At 65.8% G+C, this 24,996-nt stretch carries 29 protein-coding genes and 1 other RNA gene; 20 read left to right on the top strand and 10 right to left on the bottom strand.

Translation table 11 applies throughout. The features are described from left to right. Positions 1-62: 62 nt before the first annotated feature. Positions 63-1,298, bottom strand: coding sequence for a type III PLP-dependent enzyme (locus O6X71_RS15660; protein ID WP_353466650.1), 1,236 nt, complete (start codon positions 1,296-1,298; stop codon positions 63-65). Between the two features lie 137 nt (positions 1,299-1,435). On the opposite strand from O6X71_RS15660, the gene O6X71_RS15655 reads away from it, so the two are divergent. After that, on the top strand, positions 1,436-2,398 hold the full coding sequence (locus O6X71_RS15655) for a threonine ammonia-lyase (RefSeq protein ID WP_353466649.1): 963 nt from the start codon (positions 1,436-1,438) through the stop codon (positions 2,396-2,398). 105 nt (positions 2,399-2,503) lie between these two features. On the opposite strand, the gene O6X71_RS15650 is transcribed toward O6X71_RS15655, so the two are convergent. Beyond that, on the bottom strand, positions 2,504-2,983 hold the full coding sequence (locus O6X71_RS15650; RefSeq protein WP_353466648.1) for a hypothetical protein: 480 nt from the start codon (positions 2,981-2,983) through the stop codon (positions 2,504-2,506). A gap of 100 nt (positions 2,984-3,083) precedes the next feature. Between O6X71_RS15650 and O6X71_RS15645 the strand changes: the two genes are divergently transcribed. Beyond that, positions 3,084-3,263 carry a hypothetical protein gene (locus O6X71_RS15645; RefSeq protein ID WP_353466647.1) on the top strand — a complete coding sequence of 60 codons (180 nt, stop codon included), beginning with the start codon at positions 3,084-3,086 and terminating at the stop codon, positions 3,261-3,263. 144 nt (positions 3,264-3,407) lie between these two features. On the opposite strand, the gene O6X71_RS15640 is transcribed toward O6X71_RS15645, so the two are convergent. Further along, positions 3,408-4,064: an alpha/beta hydrolase gene (locus tag O6X71_RS15640; protein ID WP_056048342.1), complete on the bottom strand. Its 657-nt coding sequence runs from the start codon at positions 4,062-4,064 to the stop codon at positions 3,408-3,410. Between the two features lie 144 nt (positions 4,065-4,208). Here O6X71_RS15640 and O6X71_RS15635 point away from each other — a divergent pair, with 144 nt between their 5' ends. The 9 genes from O6X71_RS15635 (at position 4,209) to O6X71_RS15595 (ending at position 10,227) form a co-directional block, all read left to right on the top strand. Further along, on the top strand, positions 4,209-5,234 hold the full coding sequence (locus O6X71_RS15635) for a cysteine desulfurase family protein (RefSeq protein ID WP_435368503.1): 1,026 nt from the start codon (positions 4,209-4,211) through the stop codon (positions 5,232-5,234). Next, positions 5,231-6,316 (top strand): cysteine desulfurase family protein, encoded by a 1,086-nt coding sequence (locus tag O6X71_RS15630; protein WP_353466645.1) that lies wholly within the window; start codon positions 5,231-5,233, stop codon positions 6,314-6,316. The genes O6X71_RS15635 and O6X71_RS15630 overlap by 4 nt, the downstream gene beginning before the upstream one ends. Beyond that, the gene (locus tag O6X71_RS15625) at positions 6,313-6,618 is read left to right on the top strand and encodes a 2Fe-2S iron-sulfur cluster-binding protein (protein ID WP_353466785.1); all 306 of its coding nucleotides are present in this window, start codon (positions 6,313-6,315) and stop codon (positions 6,616-6,618) included. Before O6X71_RS15630 ends, O6X71_RS15625 begins: the two co-directional genes overlap by 4 nt. A 112-nt stretch (positions 6,619-6,730) precedes the next feature. Continuing rightward, positions 6,731-7,072, top strand: a complete 342-nt coding sequence (locus tag O6X71_RS15620) for a hypothetical protein (RefSeq protein ID WP_353466644.1) — start codon at positions 6,731-6,733, stop codon at positions 7,070-7,072. 81 nt (positions 7,073-7,153) lie between these two features. Continuing rightward, positions 7,154-7,393 (top strand): hypothetical protein, encoded by a 240-nt coding sequence (locus O6X71_RS15615; RefSeq protein ID WP_107963614.1) that lies wholly within the window; start codon positions 7,154-7,156, stop codon positions 7,391-7,393. A 61-nt stretch (positions 7,394-7,454) separates the two neighbouring features. Next, an RNA gene (gene ffs, locus O6X71_RS15610) (signal recognition particle sRNA small type) lies at positions 7,455-7,548 on the top strand. Positions 7,549-7,890: 342 nt separating this feature from the next. After that, positions 7,891-9,585, top strand: a complete 1,695-nt coding sequence (locus O6X71_RS15605) for a DNA polymerase III subunit gamma/tau (RefSeq protein WP_353466643.1) — start codon at positions 7,891-7,893, stop codon at positions 9,583-9,585. Next, entirely contained in the window at positions 9,582-9,905 is a 324-nt protein-coding gene (locus O6X71_RS15600; RefSeq protein ID WP_353466642.1) for a YbaB/EbfC family nucleoid-associated protein, read from the top strand. The genes O6X71_RS15605 and O6X71_RS15600 overlap by 4 nt, the downstream gene beginning before the upstream one ends. A 79-nt stretch (positions 9,906-9,984) precedes the next feature. Further along, positions 9,985-10,227, top strand: a complete 243-nt coding sequence (locus O6X71_RS15595; RefSeq protein WP_353466641.1) for a hypothetical protein — start codon at positions 9,985-9,987, stop codon at positions 10,225-10,227. Positions 10,228-10,360: 133 nt separating this feature from the next. Here O6X71_RS15595 and mtgA read toward each other — a convergent pair whose 3' ends face one another. The 4 genes from mtgA to O6X71_RS15575 are packed head-to-tail and all read right to left on the bottom strand — an operon-like array spanning position 10,361 to position 14,225. Then, complete coding sequence (mtgA, locus tag O6X71_RS15590) at positions 10,361-11,035, bottom strand: monofunctional biosynthetic peptidoglycan transglycosylase (protein ID WP_056063018.1); 675 nt, start codon at positions 11,033-11,035, stop codon at positions 10,361-10,363. Between the two features lie 9 nt (positions 11,036-11,044). Then, positions 11,045-12,316, bottom strand: coding sequence for a flavin monoamine oxidase family protein (locus O6X71_RS15585; RefSeq protein WP_353466640.1), 1,272 nt, complete (start codon positions 12,314-12,316; stop codon positions 11,045-11,047). A 1-nt stretch (position 12,317) separates the two neighbouring features. Further along, positions 12,318-13,220, bottom strand: a complete 903-nt coding sequence (gene rpoH / locus O6X71_RS15580; RefSeq protein ID WP_056048373.1) for an RNA polymerase sigma factor RpoH — start codon at positions 13,218-13,220, stop codon at positions 12,318-12,320. Positions 13,221-13,277: 57 nt separating this feature from the next. Next, the gene (locus O6X71_RS15575) at positions 13,278-14,225 is read right to left on the bottom strand and encodes an RluA family pseudouridine synthase (RefSeq protein WP_353466639.1); all 948 of its coding nucleotides are present in this window, start codon (positions 14,223-14,225) and stop codon (positions 13,278-13,280) included. A 17-nt stretch (positions 14,226-14,242) separates the two neighbouring features. On the opposite strand from O6X71_RS15575, the gene O6X71_RS15570 reads away from it, so the two are divergent. The 8 genes from O6X71_RS15570 (at position 14,243) to O6X71_RS15535 (ending at position 21,641) form a co-directional block, all read left to right on the top strand. Continuing rightward, on the top strand, positions 14,243-14,635 hold the full coding sequence (locus tag O6X71_RS15570; RefSeq protein ID WP_353466638.1) for a M67 family metallopeptidase: 393 nt from the start codon (positions 14,243-14,245) through the stop codon (positions 14,633-14,635). Positions 14,636-14,859: 224 nt separating this feature from the next. After that, the gene (locus O6X71_RS15565; protein ID WP_353466637.1) at positions 14,860-15,504 is read left to right on the top strand and encodes a histidine phosphotransferase family protein; all 645 of its coding nucleotides are present in this window, start codon (positions 14,860-14,862) and stop codon (positions 15,502-15,504) included. Between the two features lie 204 nt (positions 15,505-15,708). Beyond that, positions 15,709-18,009, top strand: coding sequence for a chemotaxis protein CheA (locus O6X71_RS15560; protein WP_353466636.1), 2,301 nt, complete (start codon positions 15,709-15,711; stop codon positions 18,007-18,009). Beyond that, on the top strand, positions 18,006-18,434 hold the full coding sequence (locus O6X71_RS15555; protein ID WP_353466635.1) for a chemotaxis protein CheW: 429 nt from the start codon (positions 18,006-18,008) through the stop codon (positions 18,432-18,434). The genes O6X71_RS15560 and O6X71_RS15555 overlap by 4 nt, the downstream gene beginning before the upstream one ends. Before the next feature lie 86 nt (positions 18,435-18,520). After that, the gene (locus O6X71_RS15550) at positions 18,521-18,886 is read left to right on the top strand and encodes a response regulator (RefSeq protein ID WP_055878033.1); all 366 of its coding nucleotides are present in this window, start codon (positions 18,521-18,523) and stop codon (positions 18,884-18,886) included. 13 nt (positions 18,887-18,899) lie between these two features. Then, positions 18,900-20,018 (top strand): chemotaxis protein CheB, encoded by a 1,119-nt coding sequence (locus O6X71_RS15545; RefSeq protein WP_353466634.1) that lies wholly within the window; start codon positions 18,900-18,902, stop codon positions 20,016-20,018. After that, positions 20,015-20,851, top strand: coding sequence for a CheR family methyltransferase (locus O6X71_RS15540; RefSeq protein WP_353466633.1), 837 nt, complete (start codon positions 20,015-20,017; stop codon positions 20,849-20,851). Before O6X71_RS15545 ends, O6X71_RS15540 begins: the two co-directional genes overlap by 4 nt. 85 nt (positions 20,852-20,936) lie before the next feature. Then, the gene (locus O6X71_RS15535; RefSeq protein ID WP_353466632.1) at positions 20,937-21,641 is read left to right on the top strand and encodes an HPP family protein; all 705 of its coding nucleotides are present in this window, start codon (positions 20,937-20,939) and stop codon (positions 21,639-21,641) included. On the opposite strand, the gene O6X71_RS15530 is transcribed toward O6X71_RS15535, so the two are convergent. Genes O6X71_RS15530 through O6X71_RS15520 form a run of 3 tightly spaced genes read right to left on the bottom strand, consistent with a single transcriptional unit; the run spans position 21,638 to position 23,251 of the window. After that, entirely contained in the window at positions 21,638-22,087 is a 450-nt protein-coding gene (locus O6X71_RS15530; RefSeq protein ID WP_353466631.1) for a cytidine deaminase, read from the bottom strand. The genes O6X71_RS15535 and O6X71_RS15530 overlap by 4 nt on opposite strands. After that, positions 22,084-22,761, bottom strand: coding sequence for a glycoside hydrolase family 25 protein (locus O6X71_RS15525; RefSeq protein WP_353466630.1), 678 nt, complete (start codon positions 22,759-22,761; stop codon positions 22,084-22,086). Before O6X71_RS15525 ends, O6X71_RS15530 begins: the two co-directional genes overlap by 4 nt. Before the next feature lie 7 nt (positions 22,762-22,768). Further along, a complete protein-coding gene (locus tag O6X71_RS15520) occupies positions 22,769-23,251 on the bottom strand; it encodes a UPF0262 family protein (RefSeq protein ID WP_056050677.1) in 483 nt (160 codons plus the stop codon). Positions 23,252-23,349: 98 nt separating this feature from the next. Here O6X71_RS15520 and O6X71_RS15515 point away from each other — a divergent pair, with 98 nt between their 5' ends. Next, the gene (locus O6X71_RS15515) at positions 23,350-24,840 is read left to right on the top strand and encodes a replicative DNA helicase (RefSeq protein WP_056050676.1); all 1,491 of its coding nucleotides are present in this window, start codon (positions 23,350-23,352) and stop codon (positions 24,838-24,840) included. Positions 24,841-24,996: the final 156 nt, after the last annotated feature.

Raw genomic sequence — 24,996 nt, 5'->3', positions numbered from 1 at the left:
CCCTCGGTCCCATCCCGCGAGCGGGAGGGGAAGACGAAGAGCGAACGATTACTTGGTGTTGATTACAGCTTGACGACGTTCGACGCGAGGTCCTGGAAACGCTCATCATACAACGAGACCATCGGCTCGTCGGTGACGATCACCGTCTCGTCCGATCCGAACCCGTTGAACGCGGTCCGCATCGCCGAGCCGTATGCGCCGAGCATGCCGATCTCGATGTAATCGCCTGCCTGCGTGTCCGCGGGCAGCATGAACGGGCCGACCATGTAATCCATGTCGTCGCACGTCGGACCATAGAAGCTGAACTCCATGTCCTTCGCACGGCTGTCCGGCTCGCGGAGCAGCTCGGTCGGGAAACGCCAGCCGATATGCGCCGCATCGAACAGCGCGCCATACGCACCGTCGTTGATATACAGCTCGGTCCCGCGGCGCTTCTCCACGCGCACGATGATCGACGAATATTCCGCGCACAATGCCCGGCCCGGCTCACACCACAGCTCGGAAGAATAGCTGACCGGCAGCGATTCGAACGACCGGTGGATCGTCTCGAAGAAATGCTCGAGCGGCGGGGGCTCCATGCCGGGATACGAGGACGGGAAGCCGCCGCCGACGTCGATGACGTCGACCGTGACCGCCGCCTCGACGATCGCCGCACGGACGCGCTCCATCGCGTTCGAATAAGCCTCCGGGGTCATCGCCTGCGAACCGACATGGAAGCAGATGCCGAGTGCGTCCGCAGCCTGACGAGCCGCGAACAGCAACTCCTTGGCTTCGTGCGGGGCCGCGCCGAACTTCGACGCGAGGCTCAGCTTCGAATGCTCCGACGACACGCGCAACCGGACGCAGAGCGTCAAGTCGGTGGCTTGGCGGGTGGCACGAACGACCTTGTCCAGCTCTTCCAGGCTGTCGAGGCTGAAGGTGCGGACGCCGTGCGTGAAATACGCTTCTGCGATCGCTTCCTCGGCCTTGACCGGGTGCATGAAGCACAGCGTAGCCTCGGGAAGCGTCCGTGCGACCAGGCGCACTTCGGCGATCGACGCCACGTCGTAATGCGTGATGCCATTGTCCCACAGGATCTGCAGGAGTTCGGGAGACGGGTTCGCCTTCACCGCATACATCGAGCGGCCCGGGAACTTCTCGACGAAGAACCGAGCGGCGCGCGCAGCAGCGTGCGGACGAACGAGCGTGACCGGATTGACCGGACGCCCTTTAGCGATGTCGATGCCGCTCCCGATGTGGGAGGTGTCGGCGGTCGAATGGGCTTTCGCTAACCCCAGCGCGATATGATGCTTGACCAATTCAAGGGACCTCCAATGTCCTGAGACAAATTACAAAAACACTGCCTTGCGGTTGGAAGTCCCATGGGGCAGCGGAAGCGCGATCTAGGGTTACGCGCCCCCCATGTAAATAGCGTTTGGCGGATAGGAGACGGCGTGTGACGATTTTGCGACAACCGACGCGGGCAGGGGTGCGGGACGCCGCGGAAAAGATCGCCCGCATCCTCCCGCCGACGCCGCTATTTATCAGTGAAATCAAGGGCGTACCGGTCGCTTTCAAGGCCGAGTCGTTGCAACCAATCGGCGCCTTCAAGATTCGCGGCGCGTGGCATCGGCTCACCGCATTGGACGAGGCGACGCGACAAAAAGGCGTCGTCGCGTTCTCCTCGGGCAATCACGCGCAGGGGGTGGCCTGGGCGGCGAAACGGCTCGGCATCGCAGCGACGATCGTGATGCCGTCGGATGCGCCACGCCTGAAGCGCGAGTCGACGTTGGCACTGGGCGCGGAGGTGGTGACCTACGACCGCGCCACCGAGAGCCGCGAGACGATCGCCGCGGGACTGGCCGAAGCGCGCGGCGCGACGCTGGTGCCGAGCTTCGACGACCCGTGGATCATCGAGGGGCAGGGGAGTGCCGGGATCGAGGCAGCTGCACAGATGGCGGCACTGGGCATGGGCGTGCCCAGCCGCGTCGTGATCCCATGCGGCGGTGGCGGCCTGTCGGCAGGCATCGCGCTGGCGTTGAAGGACAGCGCGATCACCGTCGTCGAGCCCGAAGGCTGGGACGACATGCGCCGCTCTCTGGAAGCGTCGTGGATCGAGCCCGTCAGCCCCAATCCGCCGCCGACCGCCTGCGACTCGCTCCAGACCTTACGCGTGTCGCCGCTGACCTTCGACGTCCTTTCCCGCCGAGACGCGACGGGTGTGGCGGTCAGCGAACAGGAGATCGCCGCGGCGCAGCGCTGGGCGGCGGAGAAACTGCGGCTGGTGATAGAGCCAGGCGGCGCGGTCGGGCTGGCGGCTATGCTGGTCGGCAAGGTTAAGCTCGAATCCGGCCTGCTCGTCATCCTGTCCGGCGGCAACGTCGACCTCGCCGCTTATGCAAAAGCGGTAGCGGGCTGATCTAGCTTTTGGGCGCCACGATGGTGCGGGGTGGCCCGGCGCAGGCATAAGCATGCTTGTAGCTCTGGTTCCAGCAAGCGACGAACCCGTCGAGAATGTTGAGGTTCATCGGCCACGCATAGGCGCGCGGCTTGCCGTCGGCACCGACCGGAGCATAGCCGGCGGGGTGGGGAAGTGCGGCAAGCTTGCTACGCGCCGTATCCAGTCCGGCAAGGTCGCGGCGGAGGAAGGCGATGCTGCCGTCGACATAGAGGTTCCAGCCGAACCCGGCATCTCTTCAGCCGGTTTCCGCGCGGCCTCGAACAACGTGATCGCGCGCGCGGTCTGCCCGGCGTTCGCGCGCAACTGACCTTCGTGCCACTGCAACAGCCCGGCGGTGCGCGGGTTAGCGGGATGACCCGCCCGCCACTCGGCGATCAGGTCGGCAGCCTGCGCGTCGCAACCGGCATTGGCGAGCGTGCGCCAGCCGCCCGTCATGGTCTGGTCGAACGCGCGTTCGTCGAGCGCCATCATCGCGGGCTTGTCGTAGCGGCAGTTGGACGGCGGCGGGGTCTGCGCGGCGATGATCGCGAGGAATATCAACATCACAGCTCCGATGACCCGATCGAGATCGAAGATGCTATTGCTATGAGGAGCACCAAGTCAACGCGCTTCAATCCTGGGTCGGGGTGGCGTATCGAGCGGCATGAATGCCGCCCTCACCAGCATCGCCGCCGCCGCGCCCGCCATCGCCATGCTGGGGATGTTCGCCTGCCTGATCGGCGGCATCGTGCTGATTGCAAAGAAGCGCGACAAGAAGAAGGGCGTATTGATGCTGATAATGGCCGCAGTCCTGCTGGCCAACGTAGCGATCTGGACGCTGTAACTCCCTCGCCCCTGCGGGGAGAGGGAAGGGGCCCGCCGCACTTGCGGTGGGAAGGGAGAGGGGCGTTGGTGAGCGCCAGCCCATCCCAACTCCCCCTCATCCGACGCTGCCGCGCCACCTTCTCCCCGAGGGGAGAAGGAAAAATCACCGGATCGGCGAGTTCGGATCGAGCCGCATGTCGAGATACTTGTCCACGCTCCCCATCAACTCGGGCATCTCATGCTCGAAGAAGTGATTAGCCTTCGGGATCGTGTCGTGATGGATGGTGATGTGCTTCTGAGTGCGCAGCTTATCGACTAGCTTCTGCGTAGCCCCAGGCGTTGCGACCTCATCGGCCTCGCCCTGGATGATGATCCCGCTCGAAGGGCAAGGTGCCAGGAACGTGAAGTCGTACAAATTCGCAGGCGGTGCCACCGAGATGAACCCGCGAATCTCCGGCCGGCGCATCAGCAGCTGCATGCCGATCCACGCGCCGAAGCTGACGCCAGCGATCCAGGTCGTCTGCGCCTCGGGATGGAAGCTCTGCACCCAATCGAGCGCGCTCGCCGCGTCGCTCAGCTCGCCGACGCCGTTGTCGAACACGCCCTGGCTCTTGCCAACGCCGCGGAAGTTGAACCGCAAAGTCGCGAAGCCACGCCGCTGGAAGGTCTTGTAGAGCTGCTGCACGATCGCGTTGTTCATCGTGCCGCCGGCCGACGGATGCGGGTGCAGGATCATCGCGACGGGTGCGCGCGGACGTGGGCCCGGCGCAAAACGACCTTCGAGACGGCCTTCGGGACCGGGGAAAATGACTTCTGGCATAGGCACTCGCGAGCTGGGATACGCACTCGGGTGGAGTGCCGGAATATGAACGCTATATAAGGTCCGCGCCCCTTTTCGCAATTGGAACCGATCCTGGCCCGTACCGAAGCCCGCATCTACCTCGATCACGCCGCCACCACGCCGATGCGCCCCGAGGCTGTCGCGGCGGTGATGGAGGGCATGGCGCGCTGGGCCAACCCGTCCTCGCCGCATGCGGAAGGCCGTGCCGCCAGGCGCGCGCTGGAAGACGCACGCGCGCGGATCAAATCGGCGTTGGGCTGGAAGGGCGAGGTCATTCTGACCAGTGGCGCGAGCGAGGCACTGGCCATCGGCCTGCGCCGATCCAAGGTCCAGCGACAGCTCGTTTCCGCCGTAGAACACGACGCCGTGTTCCGTGCCGCGCCTCGGGCCGACATCCTGCCGATCGTCGAGGGCGAACCGGATGAGACCTTTCTTACGGAATATCTGAGGACTGGCCCCCCGCCAGTCGTCGCGATCCAGGCGATCAATTCGGAGACGGGAACCGCCTTGTTTCCTTACGTCAGCTCCCCGGCGCTCAAAATCGTTCGGGACGCGGGCGGCCTGGTACTGGCGGATTGTTCGCAGTCGGCGGGGAAAATGCCGCTCCCCGACGCGGACATGGTCGTCGTGTCGGCGCATAAGCTCGGCGGCCCCCCCGGAGTGGGGGCGCTGCTGGTCCGGAATTTCGGCATGCTGGAGCCGATCGGGGGCCACGAGTCAGGCTACCGCGCTGGAACCGAGAATCTCCCAGGCGTACTCGGATTTGCCGCCGCACTTGGTGTCGCGGACGCGTGGTCGACGGATGTCGCGCAGCGGTTCGATTTCAAGAATGCGCTGTACGACGCGGCCGACATCAACATGCCCGGCGTCCAGTGCTCGCATATCTTTTCCGTCGCGATGGAGCATCTGCCGTCGGCCGCACAACTGATCCGCCTGGATGCTCTGGGGTTTGCCGTTTCCGCTGGGAGCGCTTGTTCGTCGGGGACATTAAAGACCAGTCGTTCGCTGGCAGCCTTCGACATTCCCGAGGCGGTGGCGGCACGGACGATACGCGTCAGCCTCGGCTGGTCGACGACGGTCGAAGAGCTGGATCTGTTTGCCGCGGCGTTTCGTGACCTTGCGCACGATGCAGCGGTGCGCTCCGCATGACCTACCTAGACTACCAAGCGACCACCCCGCTCGCACCCGAGGCGCTCGCCGCGATGCTCCCCTGGTTCGAATCGCAGCACGCCAACCCGCATTCCCCCCACCGCGAAGGTCGCCGCGCCAAAGCCGCCGTCGAGGTCGCGCGCGATCAGGTTGCCGCGCTGCTCCCTCCCGGCGGCCGCGTCGCCTTTACCAGCGGCGCCACCGAAGCGCTCAACTGGGCGATCAAGGGCACGACCGGCCCAGTCGTCACGCTCGCCACCGAACACGCTGCCGTCCTAGACACGGTCGCAGCGGAAGCGGCGAGGCGGCGCCAAGTCACGATCCTCCCGGTCAACCCAGACGGCGTGGTCGACCTCAACGAAGCCCGCGCCGTAATCCAACCCGGCAGCGGCATCGTCGCCGCGATGCTCGTTAACAACGAAACAGGCGTCATCCAGCCGATCGCCGCGCTCGCCGAGATCACCCACGCGGCTGGCGCGCTGATGCTGTGCGACGCGGTGCAAGGCTATGGCCGCGTTGCGATCCCCGCCACCGCAGACCTCGTCGCCATCTCCGCGCACAAGATCCACGGCCCCAAAGGCATCGGCGCACTCTGGATCCGCGACGGCGTCGACCTCGCGCCGCTGATGCACGGCGGCGCGCAGGAAACCCCCGGCCGCTCGGGCACGCTGTCACCCGCTCTGTGCGCAGGCTTCGGCGTCGCCGCACAACTCATGGCCGGCCGCAAGGACGAGGACGCCGCGCACATTGACCGCCTCTGGTCGCTGGCCCTCGACCGCCTCGGTCCCGACTGGACGATCAACGGCTCGACCGAACACCGCTATAACGGCAACCTCAACATCCGCCGCGAAGGCCTCGACGTGAACCGCCTGATGTCCGACCTGCGCGACATCGCCTTCTCCGCCGGCTCCGCCTGCGCCAGCGGATCGGGCCGCTCCAGCCACGTCCTTCGCGCGATCGGCCTCATCGAAGCGCAGGCGCGGTCCAGCATCCGCCTCGGCTTCGGCCGCTACACCACCGAAACCGAACTTCGCGACGCGATCGATGCGATCGTTGCCGCAACCGAGGCGCAATGGCCATGATCGTCCGCTTCATCGCCCGCGACGGCACCGCAACGACAACCGCCGCGGCCCCCGGCGACCGCCTGCTGGACGCCGCACAGTCGCATAACCAGCCGCTCGAAGGCACCTGCGAAGGCCAGCTCGCCTGCGCGACTTGCCACGTGATCGTCGACCCCGCGGACTTCGCCCGCCTGCCGCCAGCGACCGAAGACGAGGAGGACATGCTCGATCTCGCGCACAACGCGACGCGCACCAGCCGACTTGCTTGCCAGATCCGCCTGACCGAAGCGCTCGACGGCTTGACCGTTCGCATCCCGGAATAAACGACAGCAAAGCTTACAGGAAGACAACGGCCGGTTCAGGGAACGTGCACGGCCGGAAGCGGATTATCCCCTCATCGCCTCAATGTACGAGGTCTTGAGAGGAGTACCGGACATGAAGATCATCGCAATGTTCGCCGCTGGCGCCCTGGCCGCGGGGACCCTGTTCGCCGCGGCACCCGCCGATGCGCAGCGCCACGGCTGGGACGGCCCCCGCCACGGCGGCGGCTGGCATGACGACCGCGGACGGCATGGCAATCGCGGCTGGCGCGGCGACCGTGGCTGGCGCGGTGGGGATCGTGGCTACCGTGGCTATGGCGGCGGGTATCGTGGCGACTACGGCTACCGCGGCGGCGGCTACGGCTATCGCGGACCCCGCGGATACGGCCGCTCACGCGTCGTATGCCGGATTGAGCGTGGCTATTACGGCCCGGTTCGTCGCTGCTTCCACCGCTGATCCGGAACCGTAACGACCGTCTTTAGTTTGGTAACATAGGTTGCCGGGCTCGCGAGGGCCCGCACCCAGTAGGAGATTATCATGAAGTTGTTCACCCTCGCCGCCGCCGGTCTCGTCGCACTGACCGGTCTTGCCCCCGTCGGGATCGCCGCCGAAGCCTCGGCACAGCGCACCGTCGTGCACGAGCGCACCGTCGTTCGCCACGACGATCGCCGTCCCGGCTACCGTCGCCACGCCGTGCGCACGCGCCAGGTTTGCCGCAACGTCTATCGCAACCATCACCGCCAGCGCGTCTGCCGCACGGTTCGCGTCAGCCGCTGATCGAATAGCCGCTAACGCTAAAGCGGCTTGATCATCCCGCCCGACCCCGCCATATGCGCCGCGGGAGTCGGGCGGACGTGGTCGTCGCCAACTTGGTCAGATCCGGAAGGAAGCAGCCACAACGACTCAGCTACGGGTCGTCCCGGCTCCCACCGCGAACAATTCGTTCCGACATGTGAGCGCGGCCAGCGGCGCGGGAGCGCCGTCTGACGATGCGGCTAAGCCGCAGCGCACTTCCAAACTTCTCAGCTAACCACTAACCCAAGCGCAACCGGGTCAAAGCCACCCCCGATGTTCCCGCAACGTTCCAAACCATTATCCTACGCTGCGGCGTTGTGGCATAAGCCGCCCATGACCGGCACTGCCCACATCACAGGTTCCGACAAGCCACTCGCCAGCCTCCGGGTACGTCGAAGTGCAAACCCTTCCCAGCGTGTGAACTTTGTGAACTTCCGACCCCTTCGACAGCACGCGCAGCACCCGCTATGACGACCGCAATGTCAGATTCCTTCGACCTGGGCGAACACCCGCAGCCGGTGAAAACGCCGGACGCCCCCGCCTACCGCGTCCTCGCGCGCAAATACCGACCACAGACCTTTTCCGAGCTGATCGGGCAAGACGCGATGGTCCAGACGCTCGGCAACGCGATCAAGCGCGACCGGCTTGCGCACGCCTTCCTGATGACCGGCGTCCGCGGCGTGGGAAAAACCTCGACCGCGCGCCTGATCGCCAAGGCACTCAACTGCATCGGCCCCGACGGCAACGGCGGCCCGACGATCGATCCCTGCGGTGTCTGCGAACCCTGCCGCGCGATCGCCGAGGGCCGCCATATCGACGTGATCGAGATGGACGCCGCCAGCCACACCGGCGTCGACGACGTCCGCGAGATCATCGACGCGTCACGCTATTCGGCGGTCACCGCGCGCTTCAAGATCTACATCATCGACGAAGTTCACATGCTGTCGAAGAACGCGTTCAACGCGCTGCTGAAGACGCTGGAAGAGCCGCCCCCCCATGTGAAATTCCTGTTCGCGACCACCGAAGTGAACAAGGTCCCGGTGACGGTACTCTCGCGCTGCCAGCGTTTCGACCTGCGTCGCATCTCCGCGGAACAGCTCGCCAAGCACTTCGCCTGGGTTTCGACCGAAGAGGGCGTCACCGCCGATCCCGAAGCGCTGATGCTGATCGCCCGCGCCGCGGAAGGCTCCGCACGCGACGGGCTGTCGATCCTCGATCAGGCGATCGCGCATGCCGGGCTCGAAGGCGGCGGCGTGACCGCGGATGCGGTCCGCCAGATGCTCGGTTTGTCGGATCGCGGTGCGGTCCGCGATCTGCTCACGCTGATCCTCGCCGGCGACGGGGCAGGGGCGCTCGCCTCCATGCGTCGGCAATATGATTACGGCGTCGACCCGCTCTCGGTGCTGCGGTCGTTGCTCGAGACCGTCCACGGCATCACGCTGACCAAGGTCGGCACGCCGGCGGACGCTGCGCAGCCGATGGAGGAGCGTGCAGCACGCGAGGAATGGGCGGCATCGCTCGGCTATCCCGCGCTGCACCGCCTGTGGCAGCTGTTCCTCAAGGGCCATGATGAAGTCGCCAAGGCCGCGCTGCCGATCGAGGCTGCGGAGATGGCGCTGTTGCGCGCGATCTACGCCTCGACGCTGCCCGACCCCGGCGAGCTTGCCCGCCAGATCGCCAGCGGTACGACACCCGCGGCTGCACCAACGGCGCCGCCGCCACCTACACCTCCTTCCGGCGAAGCGCCGCCCTGGAACGCTGGATCCGCTGCGAAGGCGCCCGAACCCGTCGCGACCGGCCCGATCCTGCCGCCGACGTTCGAGGCGCTGGTCGATCTGCTCGACGAATCAGGCGGTCTCGCGATCGCCGCGCGCCTTCGTCACGGCGCCCGAGTCGTCAGTTACTCGCCGCCCGAATTCGTCCTTAGCGGCAGCCGCCCGGTCTCGGCCGACACGCTCGCCGAGCTCAACACGTTGTTGAAGAGCGTAACGCGGACCGCGTGGAAAGTGTCGATCGTCGACGCCCCCGGCGCGCCGACGCTGCGCGAGGCGCAGGACGCCGCTGACGCGGCGGTGCGGCAAGCCATTCTCGAATCCCCCATCATGAAGGCCGCGGTGGCAGCGTTTCCCGACGCCCAGCTCGAGTCGTGGCCAGGTCAAAGGAGCAACGCATGAAGAATATCGATGAAATCCTCGCGATGGCGCAGAACGTCCAGAGCGAGATGGAAAAGGCGCAGGCTAATCTTGACACGATCGAGGTCGAGGGCGCGTCCGGCGGCGGCCTAGTCAAGATCAAGGCATCCGCCAAGGGTCGCATCATCAATATCGCGATCGACGATTCGCTGATGCGGGTGAGCGAAAAGCAGATGCTCGAGGACCTTCTCACAGCAGCATTCAACGACGCACGCGCCAAGGCGGATGCGGTGTCGGGCAGCGAGATGTCGAAGATGACGAGTGGCCTGCAACTGCCGCCGGGCTTCAAGCTGCCGTTCTGAACCAAATCGGGTTCGTTTCGGCGCGGGAACAATCGTTCTTCGGCCGGCGTTGCGCTCCCAGTAATCAGGGAGACTCAAAATGGCCGAAGAGCGTATCGTCGAAACGCCGACCACCCACACCACGATCATCGAACGCCGTGGCGGCGGCAGCGGCATGCTGCTCGGTATCGTCCTGCTGATCGCGGTACTGATTGGCGGCTATTACCTGTTCAGCCGCCAGGGCGCACAGAACAGCAAGGACGCGGCGATCACTTCGGCGGCGAAGAGCGTCGGCAGTGCAGCCGACAAGGCCGGCGACGCGGTCGAGAAGTCGACGCAGTAAACCAGAGTGACTCCCCGCGAAGGCGGGGACCCAGCCTGAACTCCCGCCTCCGCGGGAGAACAAGGGAGTAGGAAGGGCAGTTGCAACACCCGCTCCGTCATGCCGGAACAAGTCCCGGGGTGACGAACGTGGTTTAGGATCGCAGGCAACTGTCCAACCCATCGTTCCGGACGACCGAAACCCGCCGCGACAGCGTGTTTCCATGCTTCCGCACGAAACCATGAGGGTCGATCGCAGCCCGCTTCTTGGGCAACGGCAAGACGGCGGCAATCCGCCCCGCCTCGGTCGGTGACAGTCGCGAAGCGTCGTGATTGAAATACCGGATTGCCCCCGCGTTCGCGCCGTACGTCCCGATCCCCGTCTCCGCGATGTTGAGATACACCTCCATGATCCGCCGTTTCCCCCAAAGCGTCTCGATCAGCACGGTGAAATACGCCTCGAACGCTTTGCGCACATAGCCGCCCCCCTGGAACAGGAACGCGTTCTTAGCGGTCTGCTGGCTGATCGTCGAGCCGCCGCGGATTCGGCCGCCCTGCGCATTGCGCGCCGCCGCGCCTGCCATCGCCTTGAAATCGAAGCCGTGATGCGAACAGAACCGCGAATCCTCGCCAGCGATCGCCGCACGCGCCATATCCGGATCCATCTCCGATAGCGGCATCCAGTCCTTGGTCACACCGTGGCCGTTGATGACGTCGCCCATCATCGTCCAGGTGAACGGGACCGGCACGAAGCGGTAGATGCCGACCCACGCGACCGTGATCAGGACAAAGGCGAAGACGATCTTGGCGGCTATGCGGATAAGGCCCATCGCTGCTCTTTATGCGATCGTCGCGGCCTCGCCAATGGCCGCGCGGGCGGCAGTCACGCCGGTTTCGTACGCGCCGTGTGCGGTGGAGAAGTCGAACGCGTGGCACGCTTCGCCGGCGAAGTGGATGCGGCCGTCGACCGAGGCGGCGAGGATGGCGCGTTGACCGGCCCGGCCGATCCGCGCGTGGCTGTAGCTGCCGCCGATAAAGGGTTCGTGACGCCAGCGGGTCGTGGTCAGCGGGGTGAAGCGCTTGCGCCAGTCGCTGCCGAGCAACCCTACGAGTTCGTCGATCGCGAACTGTGCGGCATCGCCGTCCTCCAGCATCTCCGCGCAATCGCCGCCGAAGAAGCTCTCAATGATCGGCCAGCCGAACGGCGACAGGCGGTGGCTAGCCGTGCAGGCGCTGTACGGGTCGCCGATTAGGTGCGCATTGGTCGGCCATTCGGGGCGGTCGACGTGGAGGAACACCTTGTCTGCAAGGCCCAACGGAAGGTCGGCGGCGGCGGCATGCTTGTCGGGGAGTGGCGGGTCGAATTCGATCTGCGACCTCGCAAGGACGGTGGTGGGAACGCAGACGATGACATGGTCCGTCTCGATCGTGCCGACGGGGGTATCGAGTTTGAGGCGGCGGCCACTATGGTCGATGCGCGTTACTGGGGTCGACAGGCGAATGTTCAGACCGGCGGCATGGCTGGCGACGAGTGTGCCGTAGCCTTCCTTGACCGTCCAGTTGTCGTCGGTGGACGCGTCTTCGTAGGCGGCCCAGTCGTGGAGCGACACTTGGGTCAGGTTCGCGCCGTTGGCGTAGCCGGAGATCGCGTCGATCTTCGGGCGCCACTTGTCGTTGGGGGCGATGAAGTCGGAGAGGGGGCGGTCGGGGCCTTCTAGAGCGGCGAGGGCTCGCTCGTTCCAGTCTTGATAGGCGTCGGCGGATGCAGCTTGGTCTTCGGGAGAGAAGCGGAGATCTCGCCACTGTGTACGCCAGTTTGCGTCCGAGCGGTCGACGGTGAAGCCGGAAGCTTCGGCAATACTGGTCCAAGGATTACGCTGGGCGGAGTGTAGCCAGCCGCAACCAGCGTCGACATGTTCCCCCGCGAAGGCGAGGATCCAGTCTGGGCCCCCGCCTTCGCGGGGGAACAAGGAGGCGAGGGATAGGCTATGGGCTCGGCCACCAAGACGGTCGCTGGCCTCGACCAGCAGGACCTTATGTCCCGCATCGTGCAGCGTTCTTGCCGCAGCAATACCGGCCGCACCGCCGCCGATGACGACGGTGCGCGCCATGTTACGCAGCCAGCAGGCGCTTCTCGCCAGCGATCCGCATCATCGCCTTCTGCAACTTCTCGAACGCACGCACCTCGATCTGCCGCACGCGCTCGCGCGACACGCCGTAGACCTGCGACAATTCCTCAAGCGTCTTGGGATCGTCGGTCAGGCGACGCTCGGTCAGGATGTGCTGCTCGCGCTCGTTGAGGTCGTCCATCGCCGACACCAGCATCGAGTGGCGAACGTCCGCCTCCTGCGCATCGGCGACAATCTTGTCCTGCAACGGCGCATCGTCCTGCAGCCAGTCCTGCCACTGGCCTTCGCCGTCTTCGCGCATCGGCACATTGAGCGACGTATCGCCGCCCATCGCCATCCGGCGGTTCATGCTGACGACGTCGGTCTCGGCGACACCAAGATCGGTGGCGATCTTGGTGACATGCTCGGGGCGCAGATCGCCGTCCTCGAACGCATCGAGGCGGCTCTTCATCCGGCGCAGGTTGAAGAACAGCTTCTTTTGCGCGGCGGTGGTGCCCATCTTTACGAGGCTCCACGAGCGCAGGATATACTCCTGGATCGAGGCGCGGATCCACCACATCGCATAGGTTGCGAGACGGAAGCCACGCTCCGGCTCGAACTTCTTCACGCCCTGCATGAGGCCGATATTGCCCTCGGAAATCAACTCCGACGTCGGCAGGCCATAGCCGCGATAGCCCATCGCGATCTTCGCCACGAGGCGAAGATGCGAGGTCACCAGCTGGGCCGCAGCCTCGGTATCGCCATGCTCTTGGAAGCGCTTGGCCAGCATGTATTCCTGCTCGGGTTTAAGCAGCGGGAATTTCTTGATCTCGGCGAGATAACGATTGAGCCCTGCTTCGCTGCCGAGCGCAGGAATCGTCGCTGGAACGTTGGAGCGGGCTGCCATGGTCGTAATCCCTTTCTGCTGACCCCGATTGCCGCAATGCGGCATAGGACCGATTATCTATACGTGAAGCTGGGTGAACAGTTCCTGCATGTCTGCGGGCATTTCGCTTTCGAACGCCAAAGCGATGCTTTTCACCGGATGGATGAACCCCAGATGCGCCGCGTGCAAGGCTTGCCGGCGGAAACCGAGCGTTTCAAGCAGCGACTTCTGAACTTGCTTTGTTCTACCATAGACCGGGTCCCCCAACAAGGCGTGGCCGATCGACGCCATGTGTACGCGCACCTGATGCGTCCGCCCGGTCTCGAGCCGACACTCGATCAGCGCGGCATCACGGAGCGTCTGGATCGTCGAGAAATGCGTCACTGCGCGCTTGCCGCCCTCGACGATCGCGATCTTCTTGCGGTTCTGCGGACTGCGTGCGAGCGGCGCATTGACCGTCCCGCTCGGCGGCCGCGGGATGCCACCGACGATCGCCTTGTAGCGGCGGTCGATGCTGTGGTCGTGGAACTGCTTCGCCAAGCCTTCGTGCGCGCGGTCGGTCTTGGCGGCGATCATCAGGCCCGACGTGTCCTTGTCGATCCGGTGGACGATGCCCGGTCGCGCCACGCCGCCAATGCCCGACAGGTTGCCGGCGCAGTGGTGCAGCAGCGCGTTGACTAGCGTCCCGTCGAAATTGCCGGCGGCGGGGTGGACGACGAGGCCGGCGGGCTTGTCGATCACGATCAGGTCATCGTCTTCGTAGGCGACGACCAGCGGAATATCCTGCGCTTCATTGTGCAACGGGGTCGGCGGCGGGATCGCGACGGCGAACACTTGCCCCGTAGCGGCCTTCTTCGCCGAATCGCGCCATTCGCGACCGTTAAGCGTCACTTGACCGTCAGCGATCAGCCCCTTCAATCGCTCGCGCGACATATCGGGCAGCACTTCGGCGAGCGCACGATCGAGCCTCCAGCCATCCGTGGCCGGCGTGATCGATGCTTCGACGATGGAAACCCCCCGGTCCATGTATTACCGATGTGGCGATGAGCGTGACGATTTCAAGCGAACTGCTGCAGCAGTTGGTCTCAGAGGCGGCTGTGTCGCCGGATGTGGAGGTCTGTGGGTTGCTGTTCGGGGCGACCGGGCGGATCGAGGCGGCGGAGGCGTGCGCGAACGTGGCGGCGAACACTGCGCGGGCTTTCGAGATCAACCCGGCTGCTTTGTTTGCGGCGCATCGGCGCGCGCGATCGGGCGGAATGGCCGTGATCGGGCATTATCACTCGCATCCAACTGGTTTGCCCGTTCCGTCTCCTCGCGATGCGGCGCAGGCGATGGGGGATGGAGCGGTCTGGGTGATCCTTGGCGGCGGTGAGGTTCGGGCTTGGCGATCGGTCGAGGTTGGCGCGTTCGTCGAGGAGACGATCCGGGTGGTCTGAGGATTACTTTCTCCTTCCCCCTCCCTGGAAGAGAGGGGGAAGGAGTGGGTAGGTTTCCCCAGATCCGTCGGATTGTGAATCAAACCGGCCAACCCACCCCCGACCCCTCCCTTCCAGGAAGGGGGGAAGAAGGGCGGCGGCTTGTTCCGCGCGGTGCCTGCTAAGTTGGCATTGCGTAGCGACGGCCTGCCCGCCACAAGACGCTCCAGAATTAGGGGATTTTCATGACGGTCAGCCCGGTCGATTTCGCGAGCCTGCTCTGTTCGCGCCTGTGCCACGACCTCCTGTCGCCGGTGGGGGCGCTCAACAACGGGCTCGAACTGCTCGCCGATGAGACCGATCCGGCGATGCGCGAGCGCGTCATGGAACTGCTCGCGGACAGCGCGCGCGCGTCGGCCAGCAAGCTGAAGTTCTTCCGGCTGGCGTTCGGCGCGGCGGGCGGGTTCGGCGAACTGGTCGACACGCACGAGGCGCGCACTGCGATCGAAGGTTTGGTTGCCGAGAACAAGCGGATCACCTTCGTCTGGGCGGTCGAGACACCGGCAATGCCGAAGTCCGCGGTCAAGGTACTGCTCAACCTAGCTCTCGTCGCGACCGAATCACTGGTGCGCGGCGGCATGATGGAGGTCGGCGGCGAGGAGAATGACGGCCAACTAGAGATCGTCGTCAAGATCGAGGGCGGCCGGATCGTTCTCGATTCCGAGATCCGCCGTACTCTGGTCGAGGGCGAGGGCGCCCACAATGTCACGCCCCGTGCCGCGGCGGCGTACATGATCAACACGCTGGTGACCGACGCCGGCGGCACGGTGATCGTGTCGGAGCCGGCCGAGGGCATCATGATCTTCGGCGCCGTCTTCAACGCGCGATAAAAGAGCAACGCCGTCACAATCCTCCCCCGCAAGGGGGAGGTGGCTGGCACTTGCCAGACGGAGGGGGAGGCAAGGGATCACTTCTGTTCCGTGTCCTCCTCCTCCGCCACCTTCGGTGCCCCCCTTTGGCCGCGGGCGATTGAGAAGACGAACTAACGCACCCTTAACCTGAAGCATGCATGACGGGCTCGAACGCGGGGCCGCATGGACGATCTGTTACAGGAATTCATTGCCGAGACGCGCGAAACGCTGGAAGCGATTGCCGGCGAGATCGTCGCGTGGGAGTCCGATCCGACAGATCGTGCGCGTCTCGATGCGATCTTCCGCTTCGTTCATACCGTTAAGGGCAGCTGCGGGTTCCTGGATTTGCCGCGGCTGGCTCGGCTCAGTCACGCAGCAGAGGACGTGCTGGCCGCGGTGCGCGACGGCAAGCGGACGCCCGATACCGCGCTGGTCGACGCCGTGCTCGGCATCGTCGACCGGATCGGCGAGATCGTCGAGGCGATCGATGCGGGCGCAACGCTGGACGATTCGACCGAGGACTCACTGATCGCCGCGCTGGCGCCGGATGCCAAACCCAAGGCCGCAGTGGCCGTGGTACCGATGGGGCGGGCGACCAGCCGCAGCGTCCGGCTGAACGTCGATCTGCTCGACCGGATGATGAGCGGCATGTCCGACATGGTCCTGGCGCGCAACGACCTCGCGCGGCGATTGCGCGATGGTGACGCCGATCCGCAGGTCGAGGCTGCGCTTGAACGGTTGTCGCTGACGGTCGCCGACATGCGCGACACGGTCACGCGGACGCGCATGCAGAAGGTCGACGCGCTGTTCTCCGCGCTGCCCCGGATGGTACGCGATACCAGTGCGGAGCTGGGTAAGTCGGTCAACCTCGTCATCGACGGCGCCGATGTCGAACTCGATCGCGAGATGATCGAGCTGATGCGCGATCCGTTGCTCCACGTCATCCGCAACGCGATCGACCACGGTATCGAGACGCCAGTGGAGCGCCGGGCCGCGGGGAAGCCGGCGGCGGGGCGGCTGGTCGTATCCGCGCGGCAATCGGGCAACCAGATTCTCATCGAGATCAGCGACGACGGCCGGGGCATCGACGTAGCGCGGATCGTTGCCAAGGCGGCCGAGCAGAAGCTCCATACCGCGACCGAACTGGCGGCGATGAGCGATGCGGCGAAGCTCGACCTGATCTTTGCGCCCGGCCTTTCAAGCCGTGATGTGGTCACCGCGACGTCGGGACGCGGCGTCGGCATGGACGTGGTGCGCGCTAATATCGAGCAGATCGGCGGCCGCATCGTCCTCGTCAACGATCCGGGACGCGGCCTGCGGATCATCGCCCGCGTGCCACTGACGCTCTCGATCCTCACGACCCTGATCGTCGAAGTCGGGACTCAGCGTTTCGCGCTCGCACGCCAATCGGTCGAGGAGATCGTGCTGGTGCGCGGCGATCAGGTACGGATCGAGACGATCGGCGATGCCGCGGCTGTGCTGGTGCGGGGGCGTCGCATGCCGCTGGTCGCGCTCGCCGGTCTGTTCGGGCTTGGATCGGAACCGCCGCCGACGCTGGTGATCGTGTCGACTCGCGAAGGCGAGTACGCGCTGGGTGTCGACACCGTGATCGATACCGAGGAACTCGTCGTGAAGCCGGCGTCGCCCGCGATCATGGCGACGGGTGTGTATGCTGGCATGACGTTGCCCGACAACGGCTTGCCGATGCTGTTGCTCGACGCGGCGGGGATCGCGACCGTCGCCGGCCTGCGGTTCGCGCCGGTGGTAGTGAACGACGCGGTCGAGGAGATCGCTGCTCCCGGCATCCCGGCGCTGCTGTTCGACGATCTCGATGGGCAACGACGGGCGATCGCGCTCGCGGTGATCGACCGCGTCGAGCCCGTACCGGTCGACGCGATCCGCCGGACCGCGGGGGCGATGCGGCTGACGATCGGCGACGCGATCATCCCGGTCCACGCGGTCGGCGGGTTCGGCGATCGGACCGAGATCGCGGTGCTGCGGCTCACCGACGGCGAGAGCGAGATGGCCTATGCGATCGCCGAAGCGATCGAAATCGTCGCGTTGCCGGTGGAGATGGCGCCGGCGCGGCGCGGCGGAACGGATGCAGGCGCTCCGATCGCGGGTGTCGTGCTGATCGCCGGCGAGCAGGTCGAAGTGGTCGATCCGCATGCGTTGTTCGCCGGTGAGCCGGTCAAGATCGCGACGCCGCCGGTATGCCTGTTGCAGGTCGATGGATCGGGATGGATGGAAACCTTCCTTAAACCTGCGCTGGAGGCCTCGGGCTTTCGCTGCGTAACGGCGTTGGCGGCGGGCGAGACGGCGGCGGTCGCGCTGGCGATGGAGGATGCGCCGGTCTCGGCTGCGCACGCGCCGGTGGTGACGCTGCGGCGATCGCGGATGGCGGACGGCGATGATGACCCGAGCATATATCGCTATGACCGCCCCGCGCTGATCGCAGCAATCGCCGCGCGGAGGGGATTGTGAGCGACCTGTTCCTGATTGCGCATATCGCCGGTCGCGGGGTCGCGATCGACGCGGCGCAAGTCGATTCGGTAGTCGATATCGGCGAGATCGTCGCGGTGCCTCGCGCCGACGCGTTCGTGCGCGGACTGGCCGCGCTGCGCAGCCGCGTCGTGACCGTAATCGACACGGGGATCGCGTTGGGACTTCCGCCGACCCCCGATGCGATGCGCCGCGCGGTCATCACGATCGTCGACGGCCATCATTACGCAATCCTCGTTGATTCGGTCGAGGACGTCGCGCCGTTCGTCCGGCTGCCGCTGTCATCGGGCTTGGCGCTACGTGGCGGCTGGGCGTCGGTTGGTACGGGACTTGTCGAGCGCGACGGCGAGCCCTTGCTGATCATCGATCTCGCTGTCGTCCTGCCGACGTCGCCGCTCGCGGCGTGACGTTTCGCGCGGAAGTTCCACTGCTTAACCCGCTGCTTACTGTTTGCGCCCTAGGACGGTCGCACGATTTCCCCGGAAGGCTTTCCATGAAGACCTGTCTTGTCGTCGACGATTCGAAAGTAATCCGAAAAGTCGCGCGCCACATTCTCGAGACGCTCGACTTCACCGTCACCGAAGCGTGCGATGGTCGCGAGGCGTTGGCCTCCTGCATGGCGTCGATCCCTGACGTGATCCTGCTCGACTGGAACATGCCCGTGATGAGTGGCATGGATTTCCTCCGCGCGCTGCGCGAGGCGGACGTGCCGCGCCGGCCCAAGGTCGTGTTCTGCACCACGGAGAACGGCATGGCGTATATTCGTGCGGCGATCGAGGCGGGCGCTGACGAATATGTGATGAAGCCGTTCGACCGCGATACGCTGGAATCGAAGCTCCAGATCGTCGGCATGGCCTGATCCAGGCCTGGCCGTGACGACCCGGACCCACTCTGCCGAGCGGCATGCGGACCGCGACGGGCTCGACTCAGCCCGGGTCTTGATCGTCGATGATTCGGTGGTCGTCCGTGCGGTGATCGCCAGGCTGATCGATGCGAGCGACCGGTTCTCGGTCGTCGGCGCGGTCGGCAACGTCGCTGCGGCCTTGGCATTCCTGGAGCGTGCAACGGTCGACTTTATCCTGCTCGACATCGAGATGCCGGGGATCGACGGGCTCAGTGCATTACCCGACCTGATCGTGGCGGGGCAGGGCGCGAAGGTTTTGATCGTGTCGTCGAGCGCGGACGAAGGCGGGGCTACTGCCTTGCGGGCGATGGCACTCGGCGCGGCTGAGACGCTAACCAAGCCATCGACGAGTGCCCTGTCGACACGGTTCGGTTCGGCGCTAGTCAACAAGCTCGAGATGCTGTGCGAGTATCCGGCGCAGATGCCGCCTGCGCTGCTCGTGCGCTCAGCCGTCCTGCCGACCCCGCCCGCGGACACGCCGCCGCCGATCCGCCCGGTCTCGACTAGCGACGACTATGACGTCGTTGCGATCGGTGCGTCGACCGGCGGCATCCATGCGCTGAGCCAGATGTTCGGTCAGATGCCCGCCGGGTTCCGCCTGCCGATCGTTATCACTCAGCATCTGCCGGCGTCGTTCATGCCGTATTTCGCCGCGCAGATCGCGGTGCTTGCCGGGCGCCCGTGCGACGTCGCAGTCGATCGGATGCGGATTCGACCGGGCCGGATCATCATCGCGCCCGGCGATGCGCATCTCAAAGCCGTAAAGCTATCCGAAGGTGGCGCGGCGTTCCGCCTGACGCACGAGGCGGCGCTTAGCGGGTGCATGCCATCGGTCGACCCGATGTTGAGCTCGCTTGCCGACGTCTATGGCGCGCGCCTCCTCGCAGTCGTGCTCAGCGGCATGGGGCGCGACGGAGCGGAGGGCGCTCGACGCGTCCACGACAGCGGCGGGTGCGTCGTCGTGCAGGATCAGCAAAGCTCGGTGGTGTGGGGCATGCCGGGTGCGATCGCCGCCTCGGGCATCGCCGATGCCGTGCTGGCCCCCGACGCGATCGGTCGCCTCGCGGCGACGCGACGCCGACCATGACGTCCCGCGCCGCTCCCGCACCCGCCGCGTCGCAGGCCACGATCAACGTCCTCACCGCGTTGCTCGAGGCGCGTACCGGTCAACAGATCGCCGCCTATCGCTCATGGCGGCTCGACACCGCGCTGAAGCCCCTGCTGCGCGCGCGCAAGCTCGATACGCTCGACCAGTTGGTGACCCAGTTGCTGCAGGGAAGCGACCGTTCGATCGGCGACTCGATCGTCGATGCCCTCGTCAATCAGGAGACGTCGTTCTTCCGCGACGCGCAGGTGTTTGAGATGCTCGCCGAGGCGGTCGCCGAAGCCGAGTGTGACGGCCGGCGCGCGCGGATCTGGTGCGCAGGCTGTTCGACCGGTCAGGAGCCGCTTTCGCTCGCGATGCAGTTCGCCGAACGGCGCGAGACGGGTGGCGTCCCCATGCCCGAAATCGTCGCCACCGACGTATCCGATGCCGCCGTCGCCCGCGCGCGATCCGGTCGCTTCTCGCAGTTCGAGATCCAGCGCGGGCTGCCAGTGCGTCGCATGATCCGCTGGTTCGACACGACCGGTAGCAATTGGGTGGCGAAGCCCGAACTGCTCGGGTTGGTCGCGTTTCGCCGGATGAACCTGGTATCCGACCCAGCGCCGCCCGGACAGTTCGACGTCGTCCTGTGCCGTAACGTGCTGTTGTACCTGTCCACCGACACCAAGGCAGAGGTGTTCCCGAAGATCGCCAAGGCGATGAAACCGGGCGGCGTGCTGGTCATGGGAGCGGGCGAAACCGTGATCGGCCAAACCAGTGCGTTCGCGCCGAGCAAACGGTTCCGCGGCTTCTACGAAATGCCCGTACAGGGGTAATCGGTCCACCTCGCGACCGGCCGGCCGCCGTGACTTGCCGGCGATCTCGCCATATGGACCAGGCATCGTCAACCGGGTGTCTCGCATGCGCAAATTCTTCGATCCTATTCTCGCAGGGGGGAACCTCAGGGATCGACTGCGGGCGTGTTTGGGCGCGGTGCTCGGCATCGGCCTGACCGGCGCGATCAGCTCGGGCGTAGTTCACCCGCACGGCGCGTTCCTGCTGATCGCCGCGCCGATGGGCGCCGCCGCGGTCCTCGTGTTCGCGGTACCGGCGAGCCCGCTGGCACAGCCCTGGCCGGTCATCGGCGGCAATATCATCGCCGCGCTGGTCGGGGTCACGGTCAGGATGCTCGTACCGGCACCCGAACTCGCGGCGCCGATCGCAGTCGGCGCGGCGATCCTGATGATGTCGCTGACCCGGTCGCTGCATCCGCCCGCGGGTGCGGTCGCTTTGACCGCAGTCGTCGGAGGTCCGGCCGTCATCGACGCAGGATTCGCGTTCGTCATTGTCCCAATCGCGCTGAACGCCATCATACTGACTGGGTGCGGAATCCTGTTCCACCGGTTTTCAGGGCATAGCTATCCGCACCGCGTGCCCGTTGCGGCGTCCGTGCCGACCGAAGCCGCGCTCCGGGCCGAAGATCTCGACAAGGCGCTCGCCGATCTCGGCGAAACGCTCGACGTCAGCCGCGAGGATCTCGACCTGTTGTTTGGCCGTGTCGAATACCACGCAACCCAACGGCGTACGCGAATGGCTGGCGGCGGCCCCGTGGGACGCGCGGCTTAGCTGACCCCCAGGTCCGCCGGGCCGAACGCGTCAGGCAGCAATTCCGATACGACATAGGTGCGGATCGCATCGCCTTCCGCCGCGCCGCAATGCACCGGCAAGTCGCGGCCGCCCATCTGCGCCGCTTCGTTGATGATCTGGCGGCAGCGCCCACAGGGGCTGACAGGGGAGGAGCCGGTCGCGCGGCCGTCCGCATCCATCGCGCCGCCGATCACGCCGATCGCGACGATATCACGGAGGCGGCCCACCGCACTGGCGGTGGCGATCGCAACTGTCTCGGCACATAGCGACAGGCCGTAGCTGGCGTTCTCGAAGTTCGCGCCCGTGATGACCGTACCGTCGTCGAGCAACACCGCAGCACCGACCGCGAACCGCGAATAGGGCGCGTGCGCATTGCGCGCGGCGTCGCGCGCTGCGGCGACCAGTTGCGTTGCTTGTTCAGTCATGATGCCACCACGTCCCAGTTCACCGGTCCCTCGATCCCGTCGATGCGGCGGAAATCGCTTGCGCGCCACATCCGCCACGGCCGCGCGGTGTAGTCGGGCTTGAGGATATTCTCCACCGCCCATAGCGGCCGCGGGACGGCGTCGGACAGCGTGTATTTCGAATCCACCGCCTTGCTGATCCGCAGCATCACCGGCTGCCGGGTGTGCGTCTCGACCATCGTCACGAACTGCGCGATGTCGGCGATCAGCGTCGCGCGATCGGGCCGCGCGGTGCAGTCGTCGTGGAACGCGATGTCGACCGCGGTCGGCAACGCGTCCGAAGTCCGCGGCACGAAGGTGTTGAACGCGTTCGCCTGCTCGTCCGCACGCTGACACAAGGAATAGACGTGCACCGCGCCGCGTCGCAGACCGGCGTCGGGCAGCGCCGCCCAGTTCGCCTCGAACGTCGGCTCGCGCCGGTCGGTACCCGACGTCGCGACGATGTAAGCGAAGTCGGCACCGCTCGCGCGCACCGTGCCCCATTCGACGGGGCCGGGGTTCTCGGCGAGGTCGATGCCTTGCAGCGGGTAATGTTTGACGTCGGGGTGCCAGCCGGTCGCGGCGGTCCAGCCGCAGATACCGACGAAGCCGGTCGCGGCCAGTGCGGCCGCGAATTTCAAAAGTGCGTGAGCCATGGGTCTTCTAGTTGCGGATGTGGAGGACGCAGATCAGCGTGAACAGCCGTCGCGCGGTGTCGAAATCGACCTCGATCTTGCCGTCGAGACGCTCTTTCAGCAGCTCGGCGGCCTCGTTGTGGACGCCCCGGCGGGCCATGTCGACCGTCTCGATCTGCGCCGGGGAAGATTGCCGGATCGCTTGGTAATAGCTGTCGCAGATCGCGAAATAATCGCGGATCGGCCGTCGGAAGCGCCCGAGCGCGAGCACCAGCGTTTCCAGATGCGTGTCGTCCTCGCGGTGGATATGGATGCCGAGGCGTCCTTCCTCCGACTGGAGCTTGATCTTGTACGGCCCCGCATAGCCGTCGGCATAGGCTCGCTGCGGGGCGAAGTGATTGCCCTCGATCAGGTCGAAGATCGCGATCCGCCGCTCCTGCTCGACGTCGGGCGAGCGCCAGCCGAGACTGGTCTCGTCGAGTTGCACGTCGATGATCCGCGGGTCGGCCATTCAGGTTCGATAGCGGGGGACATTCGCCCTGTCACTTATCCCCAGCATTCCGGCGCGATAGCTTGGACGAGGACCCGTCCATCGCGTAGGTGCAGGGGATGGCAACTCTCGCATTCCCCGTTCCCGCGGTCCCCGAACCACAGCAGCTTCCCCGCAACGTCGAGGCCGAGGCCGCGATGCTCGGCGCGATGATGATCGACAACCGGCTCGCGGACGACCTCGTCGACAAGCTCGAACCGGGGCATTTCTTCGAACCCGTCCACGGACGCATCTTCGCCGCGATCAAGACGCTGCGCGGCAACGACATGCTGGTGACGCCGGTGACGCTGCGGCCGATGTTCGATGCGGATGAGGGCATGCGCGAGCTTGGCGGACCGGCGTATCTGGCCGGCCTGACCGGCAGCGGCGCAGGCCTGATCGGCGCGCGCCAGTTCGCGCAACAGATTTACGACCTCGCCATGCTCCGTGCGCTCGTGTCGGTCGGGCGGACACTGGTCGATCGCGCGATGGACACCTCCGAGGAGGTCAATCCGCGCGCCCAGATCGAGCTGGCCGAGGAGGAGCTGTTCAAGGTTGCGGCCGACGGCGGCTCCGAGAATACGGTGAAGTCGTTCGCGCAGGCGACCACCGCGGCGGTTAAGATGGCCGAGCGCGCGCTGAATTCGGGCGGCAATCTATCGGGCGTCACGACGGGCATCGATTCGATCAACGCGAAGATCGGCGGCATGCACCACAGCGATCTCATGATCCTCGCCGGCCGTCCGGGCATGGGCAAGACCTCGCTCGCCACCAACATTGCGTTCAACGCGGCGCGGCGCTGGATGCGCGACATGGCCGACGGGATCGCGCCCAAGGACTCGGTCGGCGCGAAGGTCGCGTTCTTCTCGCTGGAAATGTCCGCCGATCAGCTCGCGACGCGTATTCTTGCCGAGCAGTCGCAGATCAGTTCCGAATCGCTCCGCATGGGTAAGATCAGCCGCACCGAGTTCGCACAGCTTGCCGCCGCCGCGGCGGAGCTGGAGAATTTGCCGCTGTTCATCGACGATACCGGTGGTCTCTCTATCGGCGCGCTACATACGCGCGTACGCCGGTTGCAGCGCCGGCATAACAACGAGATCGGGCTGGTGGTGGTCGACTACCTTCAGCTGCTGTCGGGGTCGGGCAAGAGCAAGGACGGCAACCGCGTCCAGGAAATCTCCGAGATTTCGCGCGGGCTGAAGACCTTGGCGAAGGACCTCAACGTCCCTGTTCTGGCGCTGTCGCAGCTGTCGCGTGCAGTGGAAAGCCGTGAGGACAAGACGCCGATGCTGTCGGATCTTCGCGAGTCGGGGTCGATCGAGCAGGACGCCGACATGGTCTGGTTCGTGTACCGCGAGGACTATTACGTCGCGTCGAAGGAGCCCAAGCGCCCGGCGGAAGGGGATAGTTCGAAGATTTTCGAGGACCATGCTTCGTGGGCGGCGGAGATGGAGCGGGTGTATGGCTTGGCGGAACTGATCATCGCGAAGCAGCGCCACGGCGCGACCGGGAAGGTCCGGATGAAGTTCGATCCGACGATCACGAAGTTCTCGGATCTAGCCGAGTATTGAGTCTCAGAGGTCCCTCGCCCCTTCGGGGAGAGGGAAGGGGCCCGCGGCTCTTGCCGTGGGAAGGGAGAGGGGAGTGAGGCTCGGGACGTCGCATCCCAACTACCCCTCTCCCTTCCGTCGCCAAGTGGCTCCTCCCTCCCTCTCCCCGGAGGGGCG

Source organism: Sphingomonas faeni (assembly GCF_040407505.1).
GTDB classification, from domain to species: domain Bacteria; phylum Pseudomonadota; class Alphaproteobacteria; order Sphingomonadales; family Sphingomonadaceae; genus Sphingomonas; species Sphingomonas faeni_E.
This window is presented reverse-complemented; position numbering and strand designations above follow the sequence as displayed.